Genomic DNA, 23,333 nt, shown 5'->3' on the forward strand with positions numbered 1-23,333 from the left:
GTCTATGGCCATAGGTGAAATACTGTCTCTTGGTCAAAGGTTGAATTGATCCTAGAGTTGCGCCTGGCGAGCAGATTTCCCTGCTGTTCTACCCCTTCAATTCGGCGGAATCATTCGTTTTGAGCCGTCCCTCGGCATGACGGATGGTGCAGGTCGAACAAGACTTCCTGTCTGCCGCCTTTCCTCGCCACTATGGCGTGTTTTGCGACCGGCGCGACGGCCACGCCGTCCATAATGGATAAAATTGACCATGGTCCTCACCGAGAGGCCGGCGACAACCATATTGTCGATGATCTGCGTCTAGTCCGCGACCTCGCAAATGCGGGTATTCGAGCCCGCTCTCGATCGTAGTCGACAATTATTTAAGCATCGTCGTTGCTGACATCGCCGCTCACCAAAAGGCACTCACGTCTGAGGTTCAGTTTCGCATTAGGACTGTGCCAGTTCGGAGCTTTGGCAGATGGAGCGCGGTCACGGCAGCCTCGTCGCCCATTGGGTCCCGCTGCAGCATATAATGCCGTCGCACCGGCCGCCGCAGTAAGTTCATACGCCGCAGACACGCGAAACACCATCGACACGTTGCTGCAACCTGTTACTCTGACTGTGGCGAACATAACGGCACGATATGCTGCGCCATGGTCGTCGTCGATAAACGGAGCAGGCTGTTGAAACTCGACCGTATCGATATAAAGATTTTGCATGAACTGCAGAAGAATGGCCGCGTCACCAACGTGGAACTGGCCGAGTTGGTCAATCTTTCGCCGAGCCCATGTCTAATGCGCGTGAAGAAACTGCAGTCGGCAGGCTATATCGACGGCTACTCCGCACAGATTAACGTGAACAAGCTTGGGCAGACATTGACAGTTTTCACGGAGATCACCCTTAAAAACCACCGGCAGATCGACTTCGCCCGCTTCCTGACCTCGATCGAAAAGGTTGACCAGGTGATGGAATGCCACCTGGTGTCTGGCGGCTACGACTATCTCCTGAAATTCGTCACCGCCGGCATTAGTGAATATCAGGAAATCATGGAGCGCCTCACCGACCTGGAGATCGGCATCGATAGGTATTTCAGCTTCGTCGTCTTGAAGTCGCCCATCGTCAAGTCGCACATGCCATTGACGAGCCTGTTTCCCCTTTAAGTTCAGTATTCGCTCCTACGCTTCGCGGATTGGTCCGAATTATGGCTGGGCATTTCAAACCGCGCCACATCGCCTGAAGCCCATGATTTTTTCGAGGCAATGTCGTAATTCGTGAAGCGTGACGCTTGCTCATGCCAAGCCAATCCGCCAACTGCCTTTCAAATCTATACCGCACCGTAACCTCCGGAAAGAGGTCACGGCGCGGTCAGAATGTCGAATTTGACGGCTTGGTGCCTCTGTCGACTGCGATGATCAGTCCTTGATGGCCGCGCGCACATCCGGATCTGCCAGGGTATCGTCCAGCGTCTTGCGGGTGCGCTCAACGATAGCGTCGATATCGCCGTCGGTGCAGCAGAGTGGCGGCGCGTAGCCAAGTACGCCGTTGGCGAAGGCGCGGAGGACCAGGCCGTTTTCCCAAGCCCGGTCGAAGACGCGGCGTGCCGGATCGGCGGCCGCAGGCAGCGGGGTCTTCTTCTCCTTGTTTACCACGAGCTCCACGGCGGCGAGCATTCCGCGGCCGCGGACATCCCCGCCGAGCGGATGGTCCTTGAGGCTCTCAAGGCCTTTCATCAGCCTTGCGCCCGCCTTCCGGCCATTTTCGAGCAGCCCATTTGCGTAAGGGTTCAGCACTCCGAGGCCGCCAGCCGCGGATACGGGATGGGCCGAATAAGTAGAGCCGTGGCCGACGGCTGCAGCACCCGCCCCATCCGCGATGGTCTGATAGACGTGGTCGGCCATGAACACCGCACCCATCGGGACATAGCCGGAAGTCAGACCCTTTGCCGTGGTGATGAAGTCCGGCACGATGTCGTCCTCCTCGCACGCGAAGAGCGGGCCGGTGCGGCCGAAAGCGGTGATCACTTCGTCGGCAACGAAGAGGATGCCCAGTTCGCGGCAAAGTTCGCGCATCGCCTTCATCCATCCCTTCGGCGGCACCAGGACGCCGCCCGAACCCTGGATCGGTTCAGCATAAAAGCCGGCCACGCGCTCGGGGCCAATTTCCTCGACCTTGCGCCGCAGTGCCGCGAGCGAGGCGTTGATGATCGCCTGTGGATCATCGCCGATGGGATTGCGATATGCGTAGTGCGAGGGGATTTTATGCTGCCAGTCGAAGGGAATTCCGAAACCTGCGTGGAACAAAGGCAACGCTGTCAAGCCTGCTCCAGCGGTCGACGAGCCGTGGTAGCCTTGCTCGACCGAGATGAACTGGTCGCGCGTCGGCTCACCACGGGCGATCCAGTAATAGCGGATGAAACGGATTGTGCTGTCGACCGCATCCGATCCGCCGAGTGTGAAGTAAACATGGTTGAGATCGCCCGGAGCGCGCTCGGCCAATGCCGCGGCGAGTCGGATCGCCGGCTCCGAGCCGAGGCCGAAATAGGCGGTCGCATAGGGAAGTTCGCGCATCTGGCGGCTTGCCGCCTCGACGATCGATTCCTGGCCGTAGCCGGCATTGACGCACCAGAGGCCCGCGAAGCCGTCGACTAGTTGCTTGCCCGAGGCGTCTGTGACCGACGCGCCTTTGGCGGACGCGAGCACGCGCACGCCGAGCTTCTCGTGATTGCGATAGGAGGCGACCGGATGCACGAGATGGGCGCGGTCGAGTTCGACAAGGGAATTGCTGTACATGATACTCTCCGGATCAGCCGAGCGCCTGGCTGGCGAGGGCAAAGATGTTGGGGACGGAATCGGCACGGGCGATCGGTGGCTTCATCATGGCAACGCCCCCGCCAACGTGGCCGAGGCCCCACACGGCGAGCCAGTCCGACAGGTCGATGACGCCGGTGATATCCACCCGGAGGAACCGGCCGGGTCGCAGGGCGATGAAGTGCGCGACGAGCGCTTTAGCGTCCTCAAGGTTCCCGGCCACGACAGGGCCGATGACCTCACCACGGCCGAAGGAGCGAAGGACTGAAAAACCGACGATGCGGTTGCCGCGCCGGATGACGGCGAATGTACCGACATCGGCCAGATAGGCAATCAGATCACTGCGATCGGCACCGAAGGCCTGCCGGTCTATTTCCGCAATGGCGGAGAGATCGGGCGACGTCGCCGCAGACGTGATCGCCGGAGTGGCAATTTTATCGGCAATGCCCTGGTGCTGCAGCACCCGCCCGGTCTCGCGAAATCCGAGCTTTTGATAGAGCGGCAAGCCGTCTTCTGTCGCTGTGAGCCGCAGCGGGCGCCCAGCGGAAAGGCCGAGAGCGGCGTCCATGAGCCGCCGGCCAAGACCGCGGCCGCGCAGGGACTCGTCGACAATGACCATGTTGATCGTAGCGCTTTCTTCCTTGTAGCGCGTCACGAGAACCGTGCCTACGACCCTGTCGCCCTCGATCGCGACCGCGCCTTCGCTCAAGGCAAGCGCCATCTGCCAGTCCTCGGGGCGATGAGGCCAACCGGCCTGCCGCGAAAGGGCGACGGCGGCATCCAGATGTTCGGGGCCGAAAGCGGCAATATCGATTTGACGTGTCTGCATGGCACTTCCTTAAGTTCCTGAGCCAGAGTTTGCAGGAATGCCGGTCGGCAGATCATCCGAAGACGGCGTGCTGAGCGGTATCTTATCGCTTTCGCATCACCGGTCGCCGCATCTTCTGCTGGCACGGGGAGCCACCAGGGTCGGCCTCGAGAGGATCAGCCGGCCGACTCCCGAAGCCTCTATCCGTCTAAGAGGCAGATTCGATGGAGATCGCGATGGACTGAAACCAGCGACGCAATTATGGCCGGCGGACGAGCGGATATGGAAGCGATGTCACGGACCGCGAATGGCATTTTGTTGCAACGTTCATGCCCGCGCCACGCCTGGCCGTCGGCGCAAGTTTTGCGCGATGTTTTAAACGCTGTTCTCTGTCGCTTCGAAAGGTTGCCACTGGTGGATGCTGCTGAAGGACTATCCGTCCCGTCGACGGTGCAGCGGTCTTTCTATGAGTGGCGGGTAATCGGTCTTGGCCACGGATCAACTCATCTCGTCATGGAGGCGCGGGGCCCGGAAGGGAAGAAACCTCGCCAACGTGCCACGTCCTCAAGCAGCGGAATTCCCTGCCGATCACCGTAACCTCGGCCTGCCGCGCACAACCATCTGCGGAAGCCGGCTTTCGATACGAAATAATGTGCTTCGATCGACGCCACATTCAGGGGAGCCGAGAGGCGTGTCGCGGCTATCATCGCGAGACATGTCCCGTCCACTCCGAAGAAGGATACTCCCATGACTCTCCCGCGTCCGAAATACATAACCTTCGACTGCTATGGCACCTTAACCAACTTCCAGATGGCGGAAGCGGCGCGCGACCTTTACGGCGAACAGCTCGATGAGCCGCGCATGGCCGAGTTCATCCGGAATTTTGCCGCGTATCGTCTCGATGAAATCTTGGGCGATTGGAAGCCCTATGCCGAAGTCGTTCACAATTCGATCGAACGCACCTGCAAGCGCAACGGCATCAATTTCAAAGAAGAAGATGCCCGCATGGTCTACGAGCGCGTGCCGACCTGGGGTCCGCATGCCGATGTGCCGGCCGGCCTTGCCAAGGTCGCGAAAGAGATTCCGCTGGTGATCCTGTCGAATGCGATGAACTCGCAGATCATGTCGAACGTCGAAAAACTCGGCGCCCCGTTCCATGCCGTCTACACGGCTGAACAGGCGCAGGCCTACAAGCCGCGACTGCGGGCTTTCGAATACATGTTCGACATGCTCGGCTGCGGCCCCGAAGACGTCGTGCACTGCTCGTCTTCCTTCCGCTATGACCACATGTCGGCCAATGATATCGGCATCAAGAATAAGGTATGGGTGAACCGCGGCCACGAACCTGCCAACCCGTTCTATGGTTACGTCGAGATCGCCGACATTTCCGGCTTGCCGGGTGTTTTTGGCCTCTAAGCAGAACGAGGAACGTGCGGGCGGTTTTCCGCCCGCACGTTCTTGAAGAGACCGTTCACCGGTGCTGCTGGACGGAGGGCTGACGCTTTACAAAGTCTTGGCGGCCTGACTGGTCTCTCTCTTGGCACTCGCCACTGAAAAGCCGTCATAACATCTCCCTCAGTTCATACGGACACCTGCAAATACATACGGCTTCGCAAAGAAGGCCTGGCATCATGAAATCGTGGAAAAAAGCTGCAAGACCGGGTCGAAGTCATTCGCCCGTGCATCAGCCTCTTCGCAGGAACAAAAAGGGCGGCGCATGAGTATGCGCCGCCGGATTTGTAACTGGGTGCAGGGCAACTCGGCGAGAGAGCCGGCTTAACTCAGGCCGCCAATGTGGAAGCTCTTCATTTCTAGATATTCCTCAATGCCGACCTGCGCGCCCTCGCGCCCTAGCCCCGACTGCTTGACGCCGCCGAAAGGCGCCACTTCGGTGGAAATAGCCCCTGTGTTGAGACCGATCATGCCGAATTCGAGTGCCTCCCCGACACGCCAGGAGCGCTTGAGGTTCTCGGTGTAGAAATAAGCGGCGAGGCCGAAGGGCGTGCCGTTGGCGATATCGATCGCTTCTTCTTCCGTCTCGAAGCGGAAGAGCGGAGCAACGGGGCCGAACGTTTCCGCACTGGCGAGCAGCATGTCGCCCGTCGCCCCGGCAAGCACGATCGGCGCGATGTACTGTTTGCCTTCCGGCAGCGAACTGCCCCGTGCTACCACCTTCGCGCCCTTTGCCAGCGCGTCTTCGATATGAAGGTTGATCTTCTCGATCGCCGCAGCGTTGATCATCGGACCTATGGCGATGCCGGGCTCGGTTCCCGGGCCGACCTTCATGGCGTTGACGCGCGCGCCGAGCTTCTCGGCAAAAGCGTCGTAGACGCTGTCCTGAACGAGAATCCGGTTGGCGCAGACGCAGGTCTGCCCGCCATTTCGGAACTTGGACGCAATGGCACCCTCGACGGCAAGGTCGAGATCGGCATCGTCGAAGACGATGAAGGGTGCATTGCCGCCGAGTTCGAGCGACAATCGCTTGATACTGTCGGCAGCGCCGCGCATCAGCAGCGAACCGACGCGCGTGGACCCGGTGAAGGAGATCTTGCGTACCGTTTCGTTCGCCATGATCTCGTTGCCGATCTCCGTCGGCATGCCGGTGACGATGTTGATGACGCCAGCCGGAATGCCAGCGCGCCGGGCAAGGACACCGAGGGCGAGCGCCGAATAGGGCGTGAACTCAGAGGGCTTGATCACCACCGTACAACCGGCCGCCAATGCGGGGGCCACCTTGCGCGTGATCATCGCGTTCGGAAAGTTCCAAGGTGTGACGATGGCGCAGACACCGACCGCATCCTTAAGCACGACGATGCGGCGATCCGCCGTCGGCGAGGGAATGGTGTGGCCGCCGATGCGGCGGGCCTCCTCGGCAAACCACTTCACAAAGGACGCGCCATAACGAATCTCCGCGCGGGCTTCGTCGAGTGGCTTGCCCTGTTCAAGCGTGAGGAGTTGCGCAAGATCCTCGATATTTTCCATCATCAATGCATGCCAGCGCTCGAGCAGGGCGGCGCGCTCGGCATGGGTCGTTTTCTTCCAGGGTGCAAACGCGCCGCTGGCTGCCTGAATGGCTGCGCGGATCTCGGTGGTACCCATATCCGGAACGGTGCCCAGAGTCGTCTGGCTCGCGGGATCGACGACGTCGATCGTCTTACCCGTGGCGGCACCCAACCAGGCACCGCCGATCAGGCCGGCCTGCCGGAATAGATCTTTGTCGTTCAACTGAAGCATATTGTTCCTCTCTGACGATCAGTCGTCGGCTGCAAAAACCGCGGCGGTGAATGAAGTTCCGTCCCGCGCCGCCGGCAGCGCCTCAACACAGGATCACCGGCGGTGCGCCTGACCGACGGATGAGAGACGGGACCAGGCTACCCCTCGACGTGTTCCTCAGCTAAGTCTAGCGAAGGAAGTGAAGCAGCATGTATCGACTAGCGGTGCGGTCACGGTGGAAAATAGCGTTTTGCGCCACGCGGCGGTCACATCTTCGGTCGGTGCCACGAGGTTTCTGCGGAGGAGCCGGCTCCCGCCGAAGGGCCGGGTGCCGGACGTCTTTTCAGCGGCTCGCGCGGTATAGGTTGATTTGGTCCTGGATGCGATAGCCTTGAATGATGGCCGGCATGAACCATGGATTGCCGTTGTAAAACGGAATGAAGGCCGGCGGTCGGAAGTCGAACGCAGTGCGCGCCTCTTGCCCATGGCCTAGCAGCTTGTGCGCCGCGTGCATGCCCACCCACGGTGCCCAGACAACCCCCGATCCGCAGAATCCCGTCGCATAGACCACGCCGTCCTTTTCGAAGATGCGGGGCAGCATGTCGCGATGCATCGCCACATTCCCAAACCAGGTGTGCGACAGGCGCACGTTTTCCAGTTCAGGGAAAAGATCGACCAGGCCGCGGCGCAAAAGCAGCTTCGGCGCGTCAGGATCACCGACGCGAGAACTGTCGCGCCCTCCCAGGAGAATGCGTTTGCCGTCGGGTGTTGGGCGATAGTAAAATCCCAGCTGCTTGCCTTCAACCATCATCATCTGCTTCGGCATCAGCCGCGCCATGACGTCCGATGCGAGTTCCTCGGTTACGATAATGCGGCTGCGAACCGGCACCAGCCGGCGGCGCAGGAAAGGCACAGCACCATCGGTATAGCCGTCCGTGCAGACCAGGACCTGGCGAGCTTGGATCGTGCCGGCCGACGTCACGACACGGAACCCGGAGCCATCTTTCTCTACAGAAGTCACACGCGTCCCGGAATGGACCGTCAGTCCCGAAGCCAGTGCCACCCTTAGGAGCTCAGCGTGGAACTTGGCCGGATGCAGCCCGCCAATATCCATCCGCACCATGCCGCCGCGATAGAAATCGGTGCCGATGTAGTTGCGTTGTTCGGTATACGGCACGGCGTAAGACTCGATACCCAGTCGTTTGGCCAGGGTCTCGGCGCTGCGGGCGGTCTTCTCGTACTGGTCGAACCCGATAACGCCCTTGAACTGGCCGACCAGGTTGAAGTCGCAATCCAGCCCTTCGGTCCTGATGAAGTCATAGAGGAACTCGCGGGCGATCTTGCCCTCGGCCTCGATGGCGATAGCTTTGTCTTCGCCGAAGCGCCGGGCGATCGTGGCGTAGTCTGGCCGGATGCTTCCGCTGGTAATACCGCCATTGCGCGACGAGGCGCCCTCGCCGGGGTTCATCGCATCGAAGGCCGCGACCGAACGCCCGTCGCGCGCCAGAACGAGCCCGGCCGACAACCCGGCGTATCCGGCGCCTATGATCGCCACGTCGAGCTTCTTGGCCAGCGGCTGCCGTGGCAGTGGTTTGACGGGTGCCGCTTCCCACCAGTAGGGCGAATTCTTGTCGGCAATTCTGCTCTGTTCCATGTATCGGTTCTCTGCAATTTCGGGCCAAGCCCATCTGGATGTCGACAAAAGCGAAGGCGACTTTCGAACGGAACTGTACCTTTGCTTCAAATGCGGCAGGTGACGTTCAAACCGGCCTTTGAAACAAATTGGGAAAAGGCTGGCTTTGGCGTGTGCGACCAAGGCTTGGGCGTCGCGGTCAGGTATGATCCCCGCGAACATCGAACGCGTCGCGAAGCCCGTCGCCAATGAAGTTGAAGCTGGTAACGGCGATGGTAATGGCGGCACCAGGAATGATCGCCAGCCAAGGTGCACTGCCCAGATACTGCTGCGCGCCGTTCAGCATGTTGCCCCAACTGGGCAGAGGTGGCTGAATTCCATAACCAAGGAAGCTGATGTAGGCCTCCATGAGGATCGCACGGGCAACAGTCAGGGTGGCAGCGACGATGATCGGACCGATGGCGTTGGGCAGGATCTCGCGGAACATGATATGCGTTCCGCTTAACCCCAACATGCGCCCGGCCTGGACGAACTCGCGCTCGCGAAGCGAGTGGACCTCGGCCTCGACGATGCGGGCAACCTCCATCCAGCTGGAGACGGCGATGACAACGGTAATCATGATCGGGCTGGGTTTGAGGGCTGCTGCGAGAGCCAGCACCAGGAAGATCGACGGAAATGCAAGGAAACCATCGACCGTGCGCATCAGCGACGCCCCGATCCAGCCGCCACGGTAGCCCGCAATCACGCCCACGAGCGTTCCGATCAGCGTCGACAAGAGCATGGCGGAAAAGCCGACGAGCAGGGAAATCCGTCCCGCCATAAACAGTCGCGCTGCGACATCCCGTCCTAAGGGATCGGTGCCCAGATAGTGGCTGCCCGTCAATGGCGGGGCAAAACGGGCGCGCAGATCGATATAAAGTGAATCATAGGGCAGCAGGTGAGGACCCAAGACACAGGCCAGCGTTAATAAGGCGATCATGACCATCCCGAGCAGAGCCAGATGGTGACTCATAAATCGGCGTGCGGTTCGGCTGTTCCACCAATGGTCCAGGCTCGAATTTGCGGCGATGGCGGTCATAATGATGACTCCTGTTGAGCGTCTCGTGACGCGCTTAACTCAAACGGATACGGGGATCGATAAGGGCGACGGCGACGTCGGCGATGAGATTCCCAAGGATCACAAGGATGGCCGAAAACATCAGCAACCCCATCACCACCGGGTAGTCGCTGTAGCCGAGGCTATCCAGGAACAGCCGACCCATTCCGGGCCAGGTAAATACAGTCTCTGTGACCAGTGCCCCGGTAAGGATGCTTGGAAGCTGCATTCCCGCAAGCGTAATCATCGGCAGCAGTGCATTGCCGACGACATGCTTCATCAAGATCCGCCGCTCGCTCAGTCCCTTGGCACGAGCCGTCTTGACGAATTCCTGGCTGATGACGTCAAGGGTAGCGGATCGCATGTAGCGGCTCCAGATGGCGACATGGACCAGCGCCAGCACGATGCTCGGCAGGATCAGGTGATGGATGTAATTCAGTGCCGAGCCATCCCCGATCGTGTACATGTTGCCGGCCGGCAGCCAGCCCAACTGGAGCGAAAAGACATAGATCCCGACAAGCCCGAACCAGAAGGTCGGGATCGACAGCGCCACCATGGCGCCGACCGTCCCCAGATAATCGAATACCGAATAGCGGTGCGTGGCGCCACGGATGCCGATCCATGTTCCGACGGCGATCGCGATTACCGTGGATGATCCCATCAACAACAGTGTCGCAAAAATGTGCCGGCCGATCACGTCCAGAACCGGCGCACCGTCGCGGAAGGAAGTGCCCCAGTCACCCTGCACAAGGCGCCAGGCCCAGTCCAGATATTGCATCCATAACGGACGGTTCAGCCCGAGTTGTTCTTTGAGACGGTCGAGATCAGCCTGGGTCATGCTGGGGTCGAGCCCAAATTGTGCCAATGGGCCACCCGGGATCAGGTTCAGGACGACGAACCCGATGACCGAAACGATCAGGAGCAGGACAAGGCTCTGGGAGAGCCTGTTAAGTAGGAAGCTGCGCATTTAGCTCTCCTCATGACAGCGTCAATGGATGGGCCGCCGCCGCACGCGCGACGGCGGCAGCGTAGGTCAGCTCTTCCAATGCCATCCGGCAGCATGCCAGGATGCGACGCGGGTGTTGGCGTTCGGCTTGAAGCCCTCGAGCCCTTCTTTGCGCCCGAACACGTTGGTGTAGGCAAACAGCGGCAGGAACGGCAGGTCCTGACGGACGATTTCCTGCACACGAAGATAGATGGCGCGCCGGGCTTCCGGGTCGAAGGTCCGGGCACCCTTTTCGAGCAGCGCGTCGACCTCCGGATTGGAGTATTGGCCGGTGTTCGAACCCTTTCCGCCCTTTGCAACAATTGCGCTGGTGTGCAGGCGGTTGGTGACGTCGGGGTCGGCCGCAATCACATAGGTTACTCCGGAAATTGCGGAATCGAACTGCGACTTAAGCCAAAAATCTCCCCACATGACTGCTCCAGGCAGATTGGATATGGTCATTTCGACGCCGATCTCGGCGAACGATTGCTGCAGGAACTGCTGCACCTGCTCACGCAGATTGTTGCCTGCCGTCGTTGCGTTGGAGAACGACAACCGAACGCCATCCTTCGCGCGGATTCCGTCCGATCCCGGCACCCAGCCCGCCTCGTCAAGGATCTGGCGCGCCCGGTCCAGGCTGTACTCCTGCGCCGGCAGGTTCGGATTGTAGTAGTAGGAATTCTGCGGCATGAACGTCTCGGTGAGGGCGTGGACCCCGTAATAAATTCCTTCGAGGATCGCTTGCCTATCGATTGCGGCGTAGAGCGCTTGGCGGACCGCCGGGTCCTTGAATTGCGGCTTCTCAAGATTGAGATAGATCGACTCGACCGAGGCCCCAGGCTCGAGGCTGACCACGCGACCTGACAATTTGCTGGCTTCCTGGTAATGGTCAGCGGTAATGTATGCCTGGTCGACAAGGTCGATGTCGCCGCTCACAAACTGGGTGTAGAGCACCGTCATGTCAGGAATGTATTTGAGGCCGAGCCGCTCGATATATGGACCTTCCCCGAAATATTCCGTGTTCGCGACGAGTTCGATATGGTCGCCGGCAATGCGCTGCGCCCACTTGACTGCGCCAGTACCGACAGGCGCCTGGCTGAAGGCGGCGGCGTTGGGATCGGCCTCTTTTTCGAGAATGTGCTTGGGCACCATGAAGGTTTCTGCAAGAAACGACAGGTAGGGAGCAAAAATGCTCTCCATCCGCCAGGTGACCTCGGTGGGTGAGACCACAGTAATATCGCGCAACAACGAGTGGCCGCTCGTGCGCCACGCGCGGAATTTCGGATTGGTAATGAGTTCGAGAGTGAACTTCACATCCTCGGCGGTGAAGGGCTCGCCGTCGTGCCAGCGGACGTCATCACGCAGACGAATGCGCCACTGCAGGCCGTCCTTTGAAATGCCGCCGTTCTTCTGGCTTGGCACTTCGACCGCGAGATTGGGCTGAAGAACGCCCTTGGGGTCGATTCTAAAGAGCGCATCGAACACCGAGAAATGCAGTGCGTCGTCGACTTCGGTATGCGCCATCAGCGGGTTGAAGACAGTGGGTTCCTGCGAAAGTCCGACGACGACGCGGCCGGTGGGGCTCGCTGGAGGGCTCTGGGCGAAGGCGGGTTTGCCCAACAGATTGGGCGCAATAAGGCCTGCAGCCCCGCCTATCGCCATCAATCGCAGTGCATCGCGCCGCGAGTAGTTTGATTTGGTGTTTGAGCGTTCAGTCATTGGAATTCCCCTTGTTCTGGCGGTATTCGCCGTGGCTCTTATCCATTTGCTACAACCGGACGGCTGGATCCCGGCTGCTCTCCAGGAATCGCCGCCACCAGCTCACGTGTGTAGGCTGATTGCGGGTCGAGAAAGATTTGAGATGGCGGACCGCGTTCCACGATCCGTCCTTTCTGCATCACCGCGATTTCGTCGCAGATCTGGCTGGCGACGCGCAAATCATGGGTGATGAAGATCATCGATACGCCGGTCTCTCGTTGGATTTGGTCCAGCAGCTTGAGAATCTGGGCCTGGATGGACACGTCGAGAGCGGAGACGGCCTCGTCGGCAATCAGCAGTTTCGGTTTGAACATCAAAGCACGGGCGATCCCGATGCGTTGGCGTTGCCCACCGGAGAACTCGTGCGGATAGCGGCCGAAGGCGCCGGCATCGAGGCCCACATGTGACAGCAACGCTCGTGCCTCCTCACGCGCCTGGGAATAGGAGATCCCGTGCGCGACGGGTCCCACAGTAAGGATTTGTCCGATGGTCGAACGCGGGTTCAGCGACGCGAAAGGGTCCTGGAAGATCATCTGGATGCGAGGCCGCAGCGGACGGAAGTCGGATTCCGAAAGCTTGGCGATGTCGTGGCCCTCAAACAGGATGCGACCGCCGTCGCTGTCCTGGAGCTTGATCAGAAGCCTTCCCAGCGAGGATTTGCCAGAGCCGCTCTCGCCGACAACGCCCAGTGTGCGCCCATGCGCCAACTCGAACGAAACATCGTTCACCGCAGGCACGACACGCTGTCCGCCGAACAGCGCGCTGCCACTGCGATATGTCTTGGCCAGTCCTTCGACCTTCAGGATCGGCGCCTTGCTGACGGTCTCCTGAGGGATGCGATCCTCGCCAGTCAGGCGCGGGACGGCGGCGATCAGACGCTTTGTATAGGGATGGGAAGGTGATTTTAGGACCTGCTCGGCGCTGCCTTGCTCGACAATGTGGCCCCTCTCCATGACCACGACACTGTCCGCGATCTCTGCCACGACGCCGAAGTCATGGGTGATGAACATCACGCTCATGCCCTTGCGACGTTGAATGTCCCGGATCAAATCGAGAATCTGCGCCTGCGTCGTCACGTCGAGTGCTGTCGTCGGCTCGTCGGCAATCAAAACACTCGGTTCGAGCGCGAGCGCCATGGCGATCATCACGCGCTGGCGTTGGCCGCCTGAAAGCCGGAACGGGTATTGGAAGTACATGAGCTCGGGATCGGGCAGGTTCACTTCAGTCAGCAATTCGACGGCCCGGCTGCGCCGCGATGCCTTCGTGCCAACACCATGTGCGGCCATGGCTTCCGTAATCTGTTCGCCTACTGTCATGAGAGGGTTGAGCGCCGACAGCGGATCCTGAAAAATCATGGATACGACCCGGCCGCGCATATCCCGCAGCTTTTGCGGCGATGCGCCGATGATGGCCTCACCGTCAAGATGAATGGCGCCGGAGGAAACAGGGATTATCTTCGGCAAGAGTCCCATGACCGTGTTGGCCGTTACCGACTTGCCTGAACCAGACTCGCCGATAATACAGAGGATCTGACCCCGCTTGAGATCAAACGAGATGTTCTCGACGGCATGAGCCCGTTCCATGCCTTTCGGCAGGTCGACTGTCAGGCCGCGCACCGAGAGTGCCGCGTCGTCTAGCAGTATGGGCTTCGTGTTAACGGCCATCAAGGCTCCTCCTCTTCAACGGCGCCGGTAAGCCTGCTGTGGATTACGATTGCTCCTCGCGCCGCAGGCAATCTATATAAGCATCTGCTTATTCTCTGCCGGTCCTCATTGCCCTGCAAGTGAATGTGGACTGGGGATCGAAACCCTACATTCACGATTTCGGATACGGACCGGCGATTTGGCCGCTCGGACCTCTCGAACATGTCTATCTCGAAGGATCAATGCTCCGAATGCCAGGCAGTATGGGCGCATATGTTCCCACGGAATCGCTGAAACATGCGCTTGCGACAGCAGGAACTACCGAAAGGAGTGTCGAAATTAGCATATTCTCATTTCGCGGAGCCCGCGGCCTGAACCCAGCCCCACGTCCGACAGAGCCAAGAGAATACCAACCTGCACCGTTAAACACGCGCAAGCACATAGCCGGTCGATGATCCTATTGATTCTAAATCATTTTTTCATCGATTTGACGATTTGAGGATTGGGCATTCGCTTCACTGAACGGCTCTCGAAGGCCGCAAGTACCAACCCCTTTTTGGTTTGAGATAAGCCCCGATGGAGCCCCTGGGACGAGCACGGGAAGGGAACCACGGCTCGCCGGTGCGAGTTTGCTCGTGGCTGAGGCCAATGAAGCCGCGCCGATGCCACCGCCTCGAAATCCTCAAGCCCGCGCCCACAGGTGCCGTTCGCAACAATCGCCTTTCCTGAGAGCGGCAAAACCACAGGATGTTCTGTTTGTGCGGCAAATCCGCAGCACCGCTGTGGGAGCCGCAGTTTATTATCTAGGCAGATTCACATCAAACCATCGCGCAAAGCCTGCGCAGGAGTGTCCCATGTCCAGTGATGCTAAGTTTCTTCTCCTTGACGCCAAGGACGTCGGGCAGCTCATCGAGCCGGCCAAGGTCTTCGATGCGATGAAGCGGGCCTTCACACTGCACAGCCGGCGCGAAGGTCGTGTCTTTCCTGTCGTGCGCGAGCAGCTTCATACAGGCGGCGTTTTTGGGATAAAATCAGGAGATGTACCGAACGCGGATTTGCTCGGATTCAAGGCAGCCGGATTTTGGCCGAGCAACCGTAAGGCCGGAAAAGAGCCGCACCAGGCCACAATCCTTTTGATCGATCCGCACACCGGCAGGCCCCTCTGCTTGATCGACGGGAACACCATAACGACCGTCCGTACCGGTGCCGTAGGCGCTCTCGGCCTGACGCTGCTTGCGCGGCCGGAAAGTACATCCCTTTGCATTTTCGGCACTGGCACTCAAGCGCGGATACAGCTCAGCTTTGCCTTGCGCTACATGCCGATGATCAAACGTGTCTCGTATGTGACGGTAAATGGACAACCTGACGATGGATTCGAAAAGGAACTGGGGCATTTATGCACCCTCATCCACGCTCAAGACCCAGATGCGGCCGTCAGCGAAAGCGATATTGTCGTGACTGCAACGCCGGGTAGTGGACCCTTGTTTTCGCCTGCCGCGATCCGCGCAGGCACACACCTCAATTGCGTGGGCGCCGACACGAAAGGCAAGCGAGAGCTCCCCGAGGGCGTTCTTCGCCGATCCCGGCTCTTTACAGACGATCGCGACCAGTCGCGTTCGATTGGCGAAGGTCAATGGGATGCCGAATGCCCCTCGATCGAGATCGGAGATCTGTTGACGGGCAAGGTACGACTGACACGTGATCTCGAAGATATTACGGTCTTCGACATGACCGGATTAGCCCTTCAGGACCTAGTCGTCGCTGAAATGCTTTGGCACCTGGCGACCGCAAAGAGTCAAGGCACGACCCTGTCGTGGCCTTGGTAGATCCCATCATACCAACTAATCGAGCGCGCCGATGGCAGCGCGTGCTACGAACACTTTACCCAAAATCGGAGTTCGATCGATGACCGATAAAATCCTCGTCCTCTAAGGGCGGGTATGCCGGCGTTTACGCCCACAGTTTCTGAAGGCGCGCCCCTCGCAGGTTATTGCAACCAAATTGATCTACATTGACACCAACGGCAAGACCGATCCCGTACTGAGCGCGTGTTAAATCCCGATTGGTGGCGAAGGGTGTTGAGCCGTGAAGGGAGTGTATAGCGCACTGCTGTCAGGACAACCGTCGGATGGCGACGCACCTACAGCCGACAATTCACAACCGGATAATCGTCCCGTGGAACCGGCAGGACTCTCGATCGCCGCTAGAATAGAGGCTCTTAGCGTAGGCGAGGGAGCGCTTTCGGTGCGCGGAGTGACCGTCGGCCGCCGGAGCCGAGAAGCCAGAGGCGGCATGACCCACGCCGGAGACCAGGATTCTCTTCTTGTTTGTCGTTTCGAGCATCTTTCATACCAAGGCCTCGACAGGTGCGCCAAGAGAGCGAGAACTCCGGCAATCAGGTATCCCTCCCGGGTAATTGACGCGAGGTCCTCTGAAGCGTTTCATTCTTGCGCTCCCTTCCTTTGTGCTGAACTGAAAAACTCCCTGGCGTTACACAAGACTGTCAAGCCGCTCCCTGCGCGGCTCGCGGGCGGCGCCTACCAGCTTGCGGCGATGTATTTCGTTTCGAGATATTCGAGCATGCCGTGGTGGCTTCCCTCGCGGCCCAGACCGCTCTGCTTCATGCCGCCGAACGGTGCGGCAGCGTCGGAGACGACGCCCCGGTTGATTCCAACCATGCCGCTTTCCAGCCGTCCGGCTACCGCAAGCGCACGTTTGAGCTCGCCGCTGAACACATACGACACCAGTCCGTATTCGGTGTCGTTGGCCATGTGAACGACCTCGTCCTCGGTTTCAAATACAATGACTGGCGCAACCGGCCCGAAAATTTCTTCGCCAAGTATTTCAGCGTCAGCGGAGACGTCGGCCAGCACTGTTGGCGGATAGTTGAATCCCTCGCGGTTCAACCTGCTACCACCCGTAACCAGGCGAGCTCCCTTGGCAACGGCGTCGTTCACCAACCGTTCCACCGTGGTGACCGCGGCCTCGGTGATAAGGGGCCCAAGCTGCGTATTCGGAGCCAGTCCCGGTCCTACTTCGAGTGCGGCCATCTCCTCCGCGAAACGCCGGGTGAAGTCAGCCAGAATCCCCTTTTGGACATAAAAGCGGTTCGCAGCAGTACAGGCCTCGCCCCCATTGCGCATCTTGGCAACCATTGCTCCAGCCACAGCAGTCTCAAGGTCGGCATCGTCGAATACAATGAAGGGTGCATTACCGCCCAACTCCATCGAACAACTGACAACTTGATCCGAAGCCTCGCGCAGCAGTGCTCTGCCGACGCCTGTCGAGCCGGTAAATGAGAGCTTCCGTACCCGCTTATCATGCAGCATGGCGCTAACAACGGGTCCGGCGTTCCTCGTTGTCACGATGTTGACCACTCCAGCCGGAACGCCTGCCCGCTGCATAATTTCACCAATCGCGAGCGCGGTGAGAGGGGTCTCCGCGGCCGGCTTCAGGATGCACGTACAGCCCGCCGCCAACGCGGGAGCCATTTTGCGTGTCGCCATTGCTGCAGGAAAGTTCCAAGGCGTAACCAAAACTGCGATACCAATCGGCTCATGGCTGACGATGATCTGATTGGCGCCTGAAGGCGCAGATCCGAATTCACCGGGTGCCCGCACAGCCTCTTCCGCATACCAGCGGAAAAATTCGGCCGCGTAGGCGATCTCCGACCTGGCGTCCGCAAGTGCCTTGCCGTTTTCCACGGTGATCAGTTGCGCCAGCCATTCCGCTTGTTCGAGCATAAGGTGAAAACACTTCATCAACACGTCCGAGCGACGCCGCGGGGAAGTTGCCTTCCAATCCGCAGAGGCCCTCTCAGCCGCGTCGACCGCCGATATTCCATCGGCGATATCGCCATTGGAAACGGTGGCGATTACACCTGCGGTCGAAGGATCGATCACTTCGAAGGTCCGACCCCCTTTTGCGGAGATCCACTGGCCGCCGATGAACAGTTGTGTAGGAGCGTCCCGGACTGCCTTGGTCACGTCCGAAGAGAAAGGAATTGATTCTTGTGCGGGAGTTGGGTTCACGTTCAGCACCATTCGCTACCAATCGGGGTTTAACATGCGATCAATATAGGATTGGTTTAATCATTGGTGTCAAGACAGATCAATTTGGTTGCAATAATAATTTCCGAAATGTCATGAGCGCTGCATTGACGGATCTGATCGAGGCAGTGGGTCTAAGGCCGTGGAAACCATTCGGACCGACGAAGGGGAAACGGTGCGGGCTATTCGCTGGGAGGGGTTGAGCGACCTGCACATCAGCGCCACGGTGAATTTGTCCGTCGATTTGGTTATCGCTTCTCTCGCCCACGCAAACTGACCCCGAGCCGGTGCCTCGAGAATGCTCCAGCGAAGACGGCTCGCCGAACGGCGCCACCTAGAAAGAGAAACGCCGTTGCGTGCTTCGCGGTTCTGGCGACGACGAAGGGTCCTCCTGTCGCCTCGCACATCGAATAGATGATCGGGATGAACCACGGCATGCCGGAATAGAACGGCACAGCGTTGGGGACTGAATCGAAGTCGAAGGCGGACCGCGCTCGCTCCTCGTCGCCGAGGATCTTGAACGCCGCCTTCTGCCCAACCAGCGCCCCATGCGATACTGGAGCCACAAAAGCCAGTCGCATAGACTGTGTTGCCGGATGAAAACATACTCGCTCTGTCGCAATGATCCCTGCGGACCGGGACCGGCCGACGACGCAGCCACGGATCCAAACCATCGGTGGATCCATCCCTGCAGACAAGTAGAGTTCTGGCCAACACCTCTCCGCGCTGAGCTTGTGCGCACGCCACCGGTTTCGATGACGGGCCTTAAAGCTCCGGTCTTTTCGTGAATGATAGCAGTCGACGAGCCGGGCGACCGCAATCTGAGCTGAATTCGACTGACGCTGCCTACAACCTCGATATTTCGCTCGGATTCACGAAGGAAGCGGTCAGCTTCAATGTCTGCGAGACGTCACCCCCAAGTCTGCTCCGCTGCGGAACTAAACGGGCAACCGAGCGACCTGCGCCATGAGATCGAAGGTTCAATACCCAGGCCTCTGGCACCAATCGCAAGAGACTGGACTGCCCCGCGTTCCTTTCAGAAGGCGCGTCCGTTTGTACGCTCAGGCTCGGCGGTGAAACCGTCGGCTATTCCATGTGTCGCGAGTTCGGGCGCGGCCATCTTGTCGGACCGGTCGTGGCAATCAATTGATCAGGATGCGATCCACCGCCGACAGGAATTGCTCGAGATAGCCTGTCCTTCGGAAGAAAACGCTGAAAAGAGGCCCGATTTCGGCACGCAATCCGGCAACAAGCCACTAAGCTTTGATCCAAAGCCATCTGCCGTGCCCCGACAGGATGCGTATCAATGCCCAGAGAAGCTCTCAAGCCCAGGTTCCCATAATGAAAGCCTTTGAAATTCTCGAACAGCTGGTGGCTTTTCCCTCCGTCGTTGGTCAGGCGAACGGGGCAATCGTCGAATGGGTTCGCGCTTATGTCGCGCGGTTCAATCTGGAGGTGACCATTCTTCAGGGGCCGGAAGGCGATCGCTCGAATCTTTTCGCAACAATTGGCCCGAAGAACGTCCCCGGCTATGTCCTCTCGGGCCACATGGACGTGGTGCCGGCCAACGAACCGGAATGGTCGTCGGATCCCTTCGAGTTGCGCGCGCAGGCTGATCATCTCTACGGTCGCGGCACCTCTGATATGAAGGGCTTTCTTGCAGCAGCACTCGCCGCCTTGCCGGAACTCGCATCAAGGCAGCTTTCGCAACCGATCCATTTTGCCTTTTCGTACGACGAGGAAGCGGGCTGCCGCGGCGTGCCGCATTTAATCAAGCGCCTTCCCGAACTCTGCGCTAAGCCCGAAGGCGCGATTATCGGTGAACCGAGCAACATGCGCGCGATCCGCGCCCATAAAGGCAAGGCAGCAGCGCGCGTTGAAATCCGCGGGCGCTCGGGCCATTCGTCGCGACCCGATCAAGGCTTGAATGCCATCCACGCCATGGCGGAGGTGCTGGCTGACGCAGCCGCCGGCGCCGGGCGTCTCGCACTTGGTCCTTTCGATCCGGCTTTCGACCCCCCTTACTCCTCGCTCCAGGTCGGTACGATCAAGGGCGGCCAGGCCGTCAACATCATTCCCGATCTGTGCAGCGCCGAATTCGAAGCGCGCGCCATTGCCGGCGTTTGCCCCTCTGCACTGCTAACCCCGATCAGAGAAAAAGCCGAGAGCCTGCGAAGCCGGGGACTGCAGGTAAACTGGGAGCTGATGAGCGAGTATCCAGCCTTGTCGCTTGCGAAAGATGCACCACTCGCGCAACTGCTGAAGGATTTGACGGGGCAGGAGCTGCTTGCGGCGGTCAGCTACGGAACCGAAGCTGGTCTCTATCAGGAGGCTGGGATCGACGCGATCATCTGCGGCCCTGGCGATATCTCGCGCGCCCACCGGCCGGACGAGTTCATTCTTGTGGATGAGTTGATCGCCTGCCAGTCCATGATCGAAACGCTCGGCGCGAGGCTCTCCAGATGAAAAAGACGCACACCGTGACGGGCGCGGATGCAACGGCTCCACAAACGAGAGAATACAGATGACGTTGCTCTTCAACTCCGACGCCGAACGCGGCCGTATTTTCCGGGAAGCGTTTGCCCGTGAGCTTCCGGACCTTCCCTTTTCCATGGACCCGGCAGCCGTCGAACCTCACGGCGTCCGTTACCTGATAACCTGGACGGCGCCGGAGGACCTTGACCGATACTCCAATCTAGAGATTCTCTTTTCAATCGGCGCCGGCGTCGATCAATTTCAGATCGACAGCCTGCCGGAGAGCGTGAAGCTGGTGCGCATGGTCGAGGATGGGATCATCCGCATGATGCAGGAATATGTCACGCTTGCGGTGCTGGCGCTGCACCGCAATCTTCCGGCCTATCTCCTCCAACAGAGAAACCAGAAATGGCAAGGCATTCCGCAGGCGCAGGCAGCCAGCCGGACGGTCGGCGTTCTCGGCCTGGGCGCACTGGGCAGTGCTGTACTCGAGCGCCTGAAGCCCTTTGGATTTTCGCTGTCCGGATGGAGCCGCAGCTGTCGCGAAATCGAAGGTGTGGCCACCTATAGCGGACAGGACGGGTTGCACGATTTTCTGAGGGGCGTCGATATTCTGGTCTGTCTGTTACCATTGACGGAAGAAACGCGCGGCTTCCTGAATTCGGATCTGTTCGGCATGCTGCCGATCGGTGCTAGTCTCATCCACACCGGACGCGGGCCGCAGCTCGATCATGCCGCCTTGGTCGAAGCTCTTGACAGTGGCCATTTGGCGAGTGCGGTCATCGACGTAACGGACCCGGAGCCTTTACCGCCCGGCCACGTCTTCTGGTCGCACCCGAAGATCATTCTCACCCCCCATGTCGCGAGCGTCACCCAGGCGGAAACGGCGGCAAGCGCCGTCATCGACAACATCAAGCGCCACCGCTCGGGTCTCGATCCGATCGGCCTGGTAAATCGGACCCGCGGCTACTGATCTGACAGTCAACCAAGAAAGGTCATCCATGACTCTGCTGAAAACCATCGACACCAATCCTGCCGCCGTGCCGCGGGAATCGAAGCCCCTGCCGGAACGCCTCATCAGCGGCGACCCGTCCTTCAAAACCTGGCCACAGGACGTAACCCGCGACGAGATGATCCACACTGGCGTCTGGGAAGCGACGCCAGGCGAGACGCGCTCGATCAAAGGTGAGACGTTTGAGTTCTGCCACATCCTGTCCGGCATCGTTGAGATCACGCCCGACGATGGGGAACCGACGGTTTACAAGGCGGGGGACAGTTTCGTCATGAAGCCCGGCTTTACCGGTGTCTGGAAAACCATTGAGACAGTCCGCAAGATCTACGTCACCATCATGTGATATGATCCTGGGGTTGTCCCAGCTCTTGGAACGGCGGCCACGCATGCTCATGCGTCATGCCGCCGCTTCGTCGTAACTCCCCGACGGCAACTGTCGCGCTGCCGCCAGAAGTTTGAGCTGGCGAGCTTTTTAAAACGGCGTTTCCGTCCGTCTGCGTCCGGGATCGGAAAGGTTCCCCGCCGCGAAGCTTATCTCGCTTATCGCAAGTGCGGGCTCACTAGCCTTTAAGGATAACCAATGACGACCTACAAAATTGCCCTTCTGCCGGGAGACGGTATCGGCCGCGACGTGACCGATGCGGCTTGGGCGGTCCTGGAAAGAGCAGCCGATATAGGCGGCTTTTCTTTGGCCAGGACCAGCTATCCCTGGTCCTGCGACTATTACCACCAGCATGGCACGATGATGCCCCCTGATGGCATAGAAACACTGAAAACCTTTGATGCCATCCTGCTTGGCGCGGTCGGCTGGCCCGCGAAAGTGCCGGATTCGGTCTCGCTGCACGGGCTTCTCCTGCCCATCCGAAAGGCCTTCGTCCAATATGCCAACGTCCGCCCACACCGGCTGCTGCCGGGCGTTCAAAGTCCGCTTAAGGCGGACGCCTTCGACATTCTCTGCATCCGCGAAAACACCGAGGGTGAATATTCCGGCGCCGGCGGGCGTGTTCACCAAGGCGCTGACAATGAAGTGGCGATCGAGACCTCGATCTTCACCCGCAAGGGCGTAGAGCGCATTTTACGCTACGGCTTCGAGCAAGCGCGTGCGCGGCGCGGTAAGCTTGCTTCCGTGACCAAGTCCAACGCGCAGAAGTATTCTATGGTGTTCTGGGACGAGATCACGCAAGCGCTTGCACGTGAGTATCCAGATATCGAGGTGACAAGCTATCATATCGACGCGATGGCCGCCCGCATGGTCATGGCGCCGGAAAGCCTCGACGTCGTGGTCGCCTCCAACCTGTTCGGCGATATCCTGACCGACCTTGGCGCCGCTATTCAGGGCGGGCTTGGTTTCGCCGCCTCCGCCAATATCAATCCGGACCGATCGGCGCCCTCCATGTTCGAACCCGTCCATGGCTCGGCTCCAGACATCGCCCATCTCGGGATAGCCAACCCGATCGCCACCATATGGTCGGGCGCGATGATGCTGGATCACCTGGGCGAGAAAGCCGCCGCTAGCAATGTCATGACCGCGATCGAGGCGACGACTGCGCGCGGCATCGGCGCCTTCCCTGGCAAGGACAAAACAGAAGCAATCACCACAGCAGCGCTTTCGGCGCTCGACTGACTAGAGAAGAGGCCACGAAGAACGAGCTGAAGGACACCAGCCTGTTGCGCGAGACGGGCTCGGCGGCGGCGAATGGCACGGCGCAGCGGCGGGACACACATTCGAGGTCATCGACCCGGGTCCACAAGGCGAACTCGGCGCCGTTCCTGACATGGGAGGCAGCGATCACCGCGCGGCGATGGATTCGGTTGCCGACCTCATGTCGTGGGGGCCGCGAGGGCTGAGCTTGAGGCGGTCGGGTTGGGTGA

17 protein-coding genes and 1 pseudogene are annotated in these 23,333 nt (G+C 59.6%); 8 read left to right on the top strand and 10 right to left on the bottom strand.

The window, feature by feature from the left end; all coding sequences use genetic code 11:
• Positions 1-665 precede the first annotated feature (665 nt).
• Entirely contained in the window at positions 666-1,142 is a 477-nt protein-coding gene (locus C9413_RS07525) for an Lrp/AsnC family transcriptional regulator (RefSeq protein ID WP_039846618.1), read from the top strand.
• 252 nt (positions 1,143-1,394) lie between these two features.
• Here C9413_RS07525 and C9413_RS07530 read toward each other — a convergent pair whose 3' ends face one another.
• Positions 1,395-2,771 carry an aspartate aminotransferase family protein gene (locus C9413_RS07530; protein WP_170250322.1) on the bottom strand — a complete coding sequence of 459 codons (1,377 nt, stop codon included), beginning with the start codon at positions 2,769-2,771 and terminating at the stop codon, positions 1,395-1,397.
• Between the two features lie 13 nt (positions 2,772-2,784).
• Positions 2,785-3,618, bottom strand: a complete 834-nt coding sequence (locus C9413_RS07535) for a GNAT family N-acetyltransferase (RefSeq protein WP_039843923.1) — start codon at positions 3,616-3,618, stop codon at positions 2,785-2,787.
• Between the two features lie 230 nt (positions 3,619-3,848).
• On the opposite strand from C9413_RS07535, the pseudogene C9413_RS33135 reads away from it, so the two are divergent.
• Together C9413_RS33135 and C9413_RS07540 are read left to right on the top strand one after the other, a co-directional pair.
• Positions 3,849-4,151, top strand: a pseudogene (locus C9413_RS33135) (transposase); the annotation flags it as partial.
• A 193-nt stretch (positions 4,152-4,344) separates the two neighbouring features.
• A complete protein-coding gene (locus C9413_RS07540; protein WP_039843922.1) occupies positions 4,345-5,013 on the top strand; it encodes a haloacid dehalogenase type II in 669 nt (222 codons plus the stop codon).
• Between the two features lie 360 nt (positions 5,014-5,373).
• Here the strand turns inward: C9413_RS07540 and C9413_RS07545 are convergent, their stop codons facing one another.
• The 6 genes from C9413_RS07545 to C9413_RS07570 all read right to left on the bottom strand — a co-directional run bounded on the left by C9413_RS07545 (position 5,374) and on the right by C9413_RS07570 (position 13,946).
• Complete coding sequence (locus C9413_RS07545; RefSeq protein ID WP_039843921.1) at positions 5,374-6,831, bottom strand: NAD-dependent succinate-semialdehyde dehydrogenase; 1,458 nt, start codon at positions 6,829-6,831, stop codon at positions 5,374-5,376.
• A 322-nt stretch (positions 6,832-7,153) separates the two neighbouring features.
• On the bottom strand, positions 7,154-8,464 hold the full coding sequence (locus tag C9413_RS07550; RefSeq protein WP_039843920.1) for an FAD-binding oxidoreductase: 1,311 nt from the start codon (positions 8,462-8,464) through the stop codon (positions 7,154-7,156).
• A gap of 178 nt (positions 8,465-8,642) precedes the next feature.
• Positions 8,643-9,521: an ABC transporter permease gene (locus C9413_RS07555; protein ID WP_039843919.1), complete on the bottom strand. Its 879-nt coding sequence runs from the start codon at positions 9,519-9,521 to the stop codon at positions 8,643-8,645.
• 34 nt (positions 9,522-9,555) lie between these two features.
• Positions 9,556-10,506: an ABC transporter permease gene (locus C9413_RS07560; protein WP_039843918.1), complete on the bottom strand. Its 951-nt coding sequence runs from the start codon at positions 10,504-10,506 to the stop codon at positions 9,556-9,558.
• 66 nt (positions 10,507-10,572) lie between these two features.
• A complete protein-coding gene (locus tag C9413_RS07565) occupies positions 10,573-12,243 on the bottom strand; it encodes a peptide ABC transporter substrate-binding protein (RefSeq protein ID WP_170250323.1) in 1,671 nt (556 codons plus the stop codon).
• Positions 12,244-12,281: 38 nt separating this feature from the next.
• Complete coding sequence (locus C9413_RS07570; RefSeq protein WP_039843916.1) at positions 12,282-13,946, bottom strand: ABC transporter ATP-binding protein; 1,665 nt, start codon at positions 13,944-13,946, stop codon at positions 12,282-12,284.
• 833 nt (positions 13,947-14,779) lie between these two features.
• Between C9413_RS07570 and C9413_RS07575 the strand changes: the two genes are divergently transcribed.
• Positions 14,780-15,751 (top strand): ornithine cyclodeaminase family protein, encoded by a 972-nt coding sequence (locus C9413_RS07575; protein ID WP_039843915.1) that lies wholly within the window; start codon positions 14,780-14,782, stop codon positions 15,749-15,751.
• Positions 15,752-16,462: 711 nt separating this feature from the next.
• Here C9413_RS07575 and C9413_RS07580 read toward each other — a convergent pair.
• Both C9413_RS07580 and C9413_RS07585 read right to left on the bottom strand, forming a co-directional pair.
• Positions 16,463-17,968, bottom strand: a complete 1,506-nt coding sequence (locus tag C9413_RS07580; RefSeq protein WP_170250324.1) for an NAD-dependent succinate-semialdehyde dehydrogenase — start codon at positions 17,966-17,968, stop codon at positions 16,463-16,465.
• 254 nt (positions 17,969-18,222) lie between these two features.
• Positions 18,223-18,555 (bottom strand): hypothetical protein, encoded by a 333-nt coding sequence (locus C9413_RS07585; protein ID WP_039843913.1) that lies wholly within the window; start codon positions 18,553-18,555, stop codon positions 18,223-18,225.
• A gap of 760 nt (positions 18,556-19,315) precedes the next feature.
• Between C9413_RS07585 and argE the strand changes: the two genes are divergently transcribed.
• The 4 genes from argE (at position 19,316) to C9413_RS07610 (ending at position 23,085) form a co-directional block, all read left to right on the top strand.
• Positions 19,316-20,440, top strand: a complete 1,125-nt coding sequence (gene argE, locus C9413_RS07595) for an acetylornithine deacetylase (protein ID WP_039843912.1) — start codon at positions 19,316-19,318, stop codon at positions 20,438-20,440.
• Between the two features lie 58 nt (positions 20,441-20,498).
• On the top strand, positions 20,499-21,422 hold the full coding sequence (locus C9413_RS07600) for a glyoxylate/hydroxypyruvate reductase A (RefSeq protein WP_039843911.1): 924 nt from the start codon (positions 20,499-20,501) through the stop codon (positions 21,420-21,422).
• A 28-nt stretch (positions 21,423-21,450) separates the two neighbouring features.
• Positions 21,451-21,804 carry a cupin domain-containing protein gene (locus C9413_RS07605; protein WP_039843910.1) on the top strand — a complete coding sequence of 118 codons (354 nt, stop codon included), beginning with the start codon at positions 21,451-21,453 and terminating at the stop codon, positions 21,802-21,804.
• A gap of 237 nt (positions 21,805-22,041) precedes the next feature.
• Positions 22,042-23,085 (top strand): tartrate dehydrogenase, encoded by a 1,044-nt coding sequence (locus C9413_RS07610; RefSeq protein WP_170250325.1) that lies wholly within the window; start codon positions 22,042-22,044, stop codon positions 23,083-23,085.
• The last annotated feature ends 248 nt before the right edge of the window (positions 23,086-23,333 follow it).

Source organism: Rhizobium sp. SEMIA 4085 (genome assembly GCF_013004495.1).
GTDB classification, from domain to species: Bacteria; Pseudomonadota; Alphaproteobacteria; order Rhizobiales; family Rhizobiaceae; genus Rhizobium; species Rhizobium gallicum.

Coding starts and splice junctions, on each gene's coding strand:
- C9413_RS07585 (WP_039843913.1), bottom strand. CDS start 18,555: ATGCGACTGGCTTTTGTGGCTCCAGTATCGCATGGGGCGCTGGTTGGG.
- C9413_RS07565 (WP_170250323.1), bottom strand. CDS start 12,243: ATGACTGAACGCTCAAACACCAAATCAAACTACTCGCGGCGCGATGCA.
- C9413_RS07580 (WP_170250324.1), bottom strand. CDS start 17,968: ATGGTGCTGAACGTGAACCCAACTCCCGCACAAGAATCAATTCCTTTC.
- C9413_RS07535 (WP_039843923.1), bottom strand. CDS start 3,618: ATGCAGACACGTCAAATCGATATTGCCGCTTTCGGCCCCGAACATCTG.
- C9413_RS07575 (WP_039843915.1), top strand. CDS start 14,780: ATGTCCAGTGATGCTAAGTTTCTTCTCCTTGACGCCAAGGACGTCGGG.
- C9413_RS07555 (WP_039843919.1), bottom strand. CDS start 9,521: ATGACCGCCATCGCCGCAAATTCGAGCCTGGACCATTGGTGGAACAGC.
- C9413_RS07600 (WP_039843911.1), top strand. CDS start 20,499: ATGACGTTGCTCTTCAACTCCGACGCCGAACGCGGCCGTATTTTCCGG.
- C9413_RS07540 (WP_039843922.1), top strand. CDS start 4,345: ATGACTCTCCCGCGTCCGAAATACATAACCTTCGACTGCTATGGCACC.
- C9413_RS07570 (WP_039843916.1), bottom strand. CDS start 13,946: ATGGCCGTTAACACGAAGCCCATACTGCTAGACGACGCGGCACTCTCG.
- argE (WP_039843912.1), top strand. CDS start 19,316: ATGAAAGCCTTTGAAATTCTCGAACAGCTGGTGGCTTTTCCCTCCGTC.
- C9413_RS07545 (WP_039843921.1), bottom strand. CDS start 6,831: ATGCTTCAGTTGAACGACAAAGATCTATTCCGGCAGGCCGGCCTGATC.
- C9413_RS07610 (WP_170250325.1), top strand. CDS start 22,042: ATGACGACCTACAAAATTGCCCTTCTGCCGGGAGACGGTATCGGCCGC.
- C9413_RS07530 (WP_170250322.1), bottom strand. CDS start 2,771: ATGTACAGCAATTCCCTTGTCGAACTCGACCGCGCCCATCTCGTGCAT.
- C9413_RS07605 (WP_039843910.1), top strand. CDS start 21,451: ATGACTCTGCTGAAAACCATCGACACCAATCCTGCCGCCGTGCCGCGG.
- C9413_RS07560 (WP_039843918.1), bottom strand. CDS start 10,506: ATGCGCAGCTTCCTACTTAACAGGCTCTCCCAGAGCCTTGTCCTGCTC.
- C9413_RS07550 (WP_039843920.1), bottom strand. CDS start 8,464: ATGGAACAGAGCAGAATTGCCGACAAGAATTCGCCCTACTGGTGGGAA.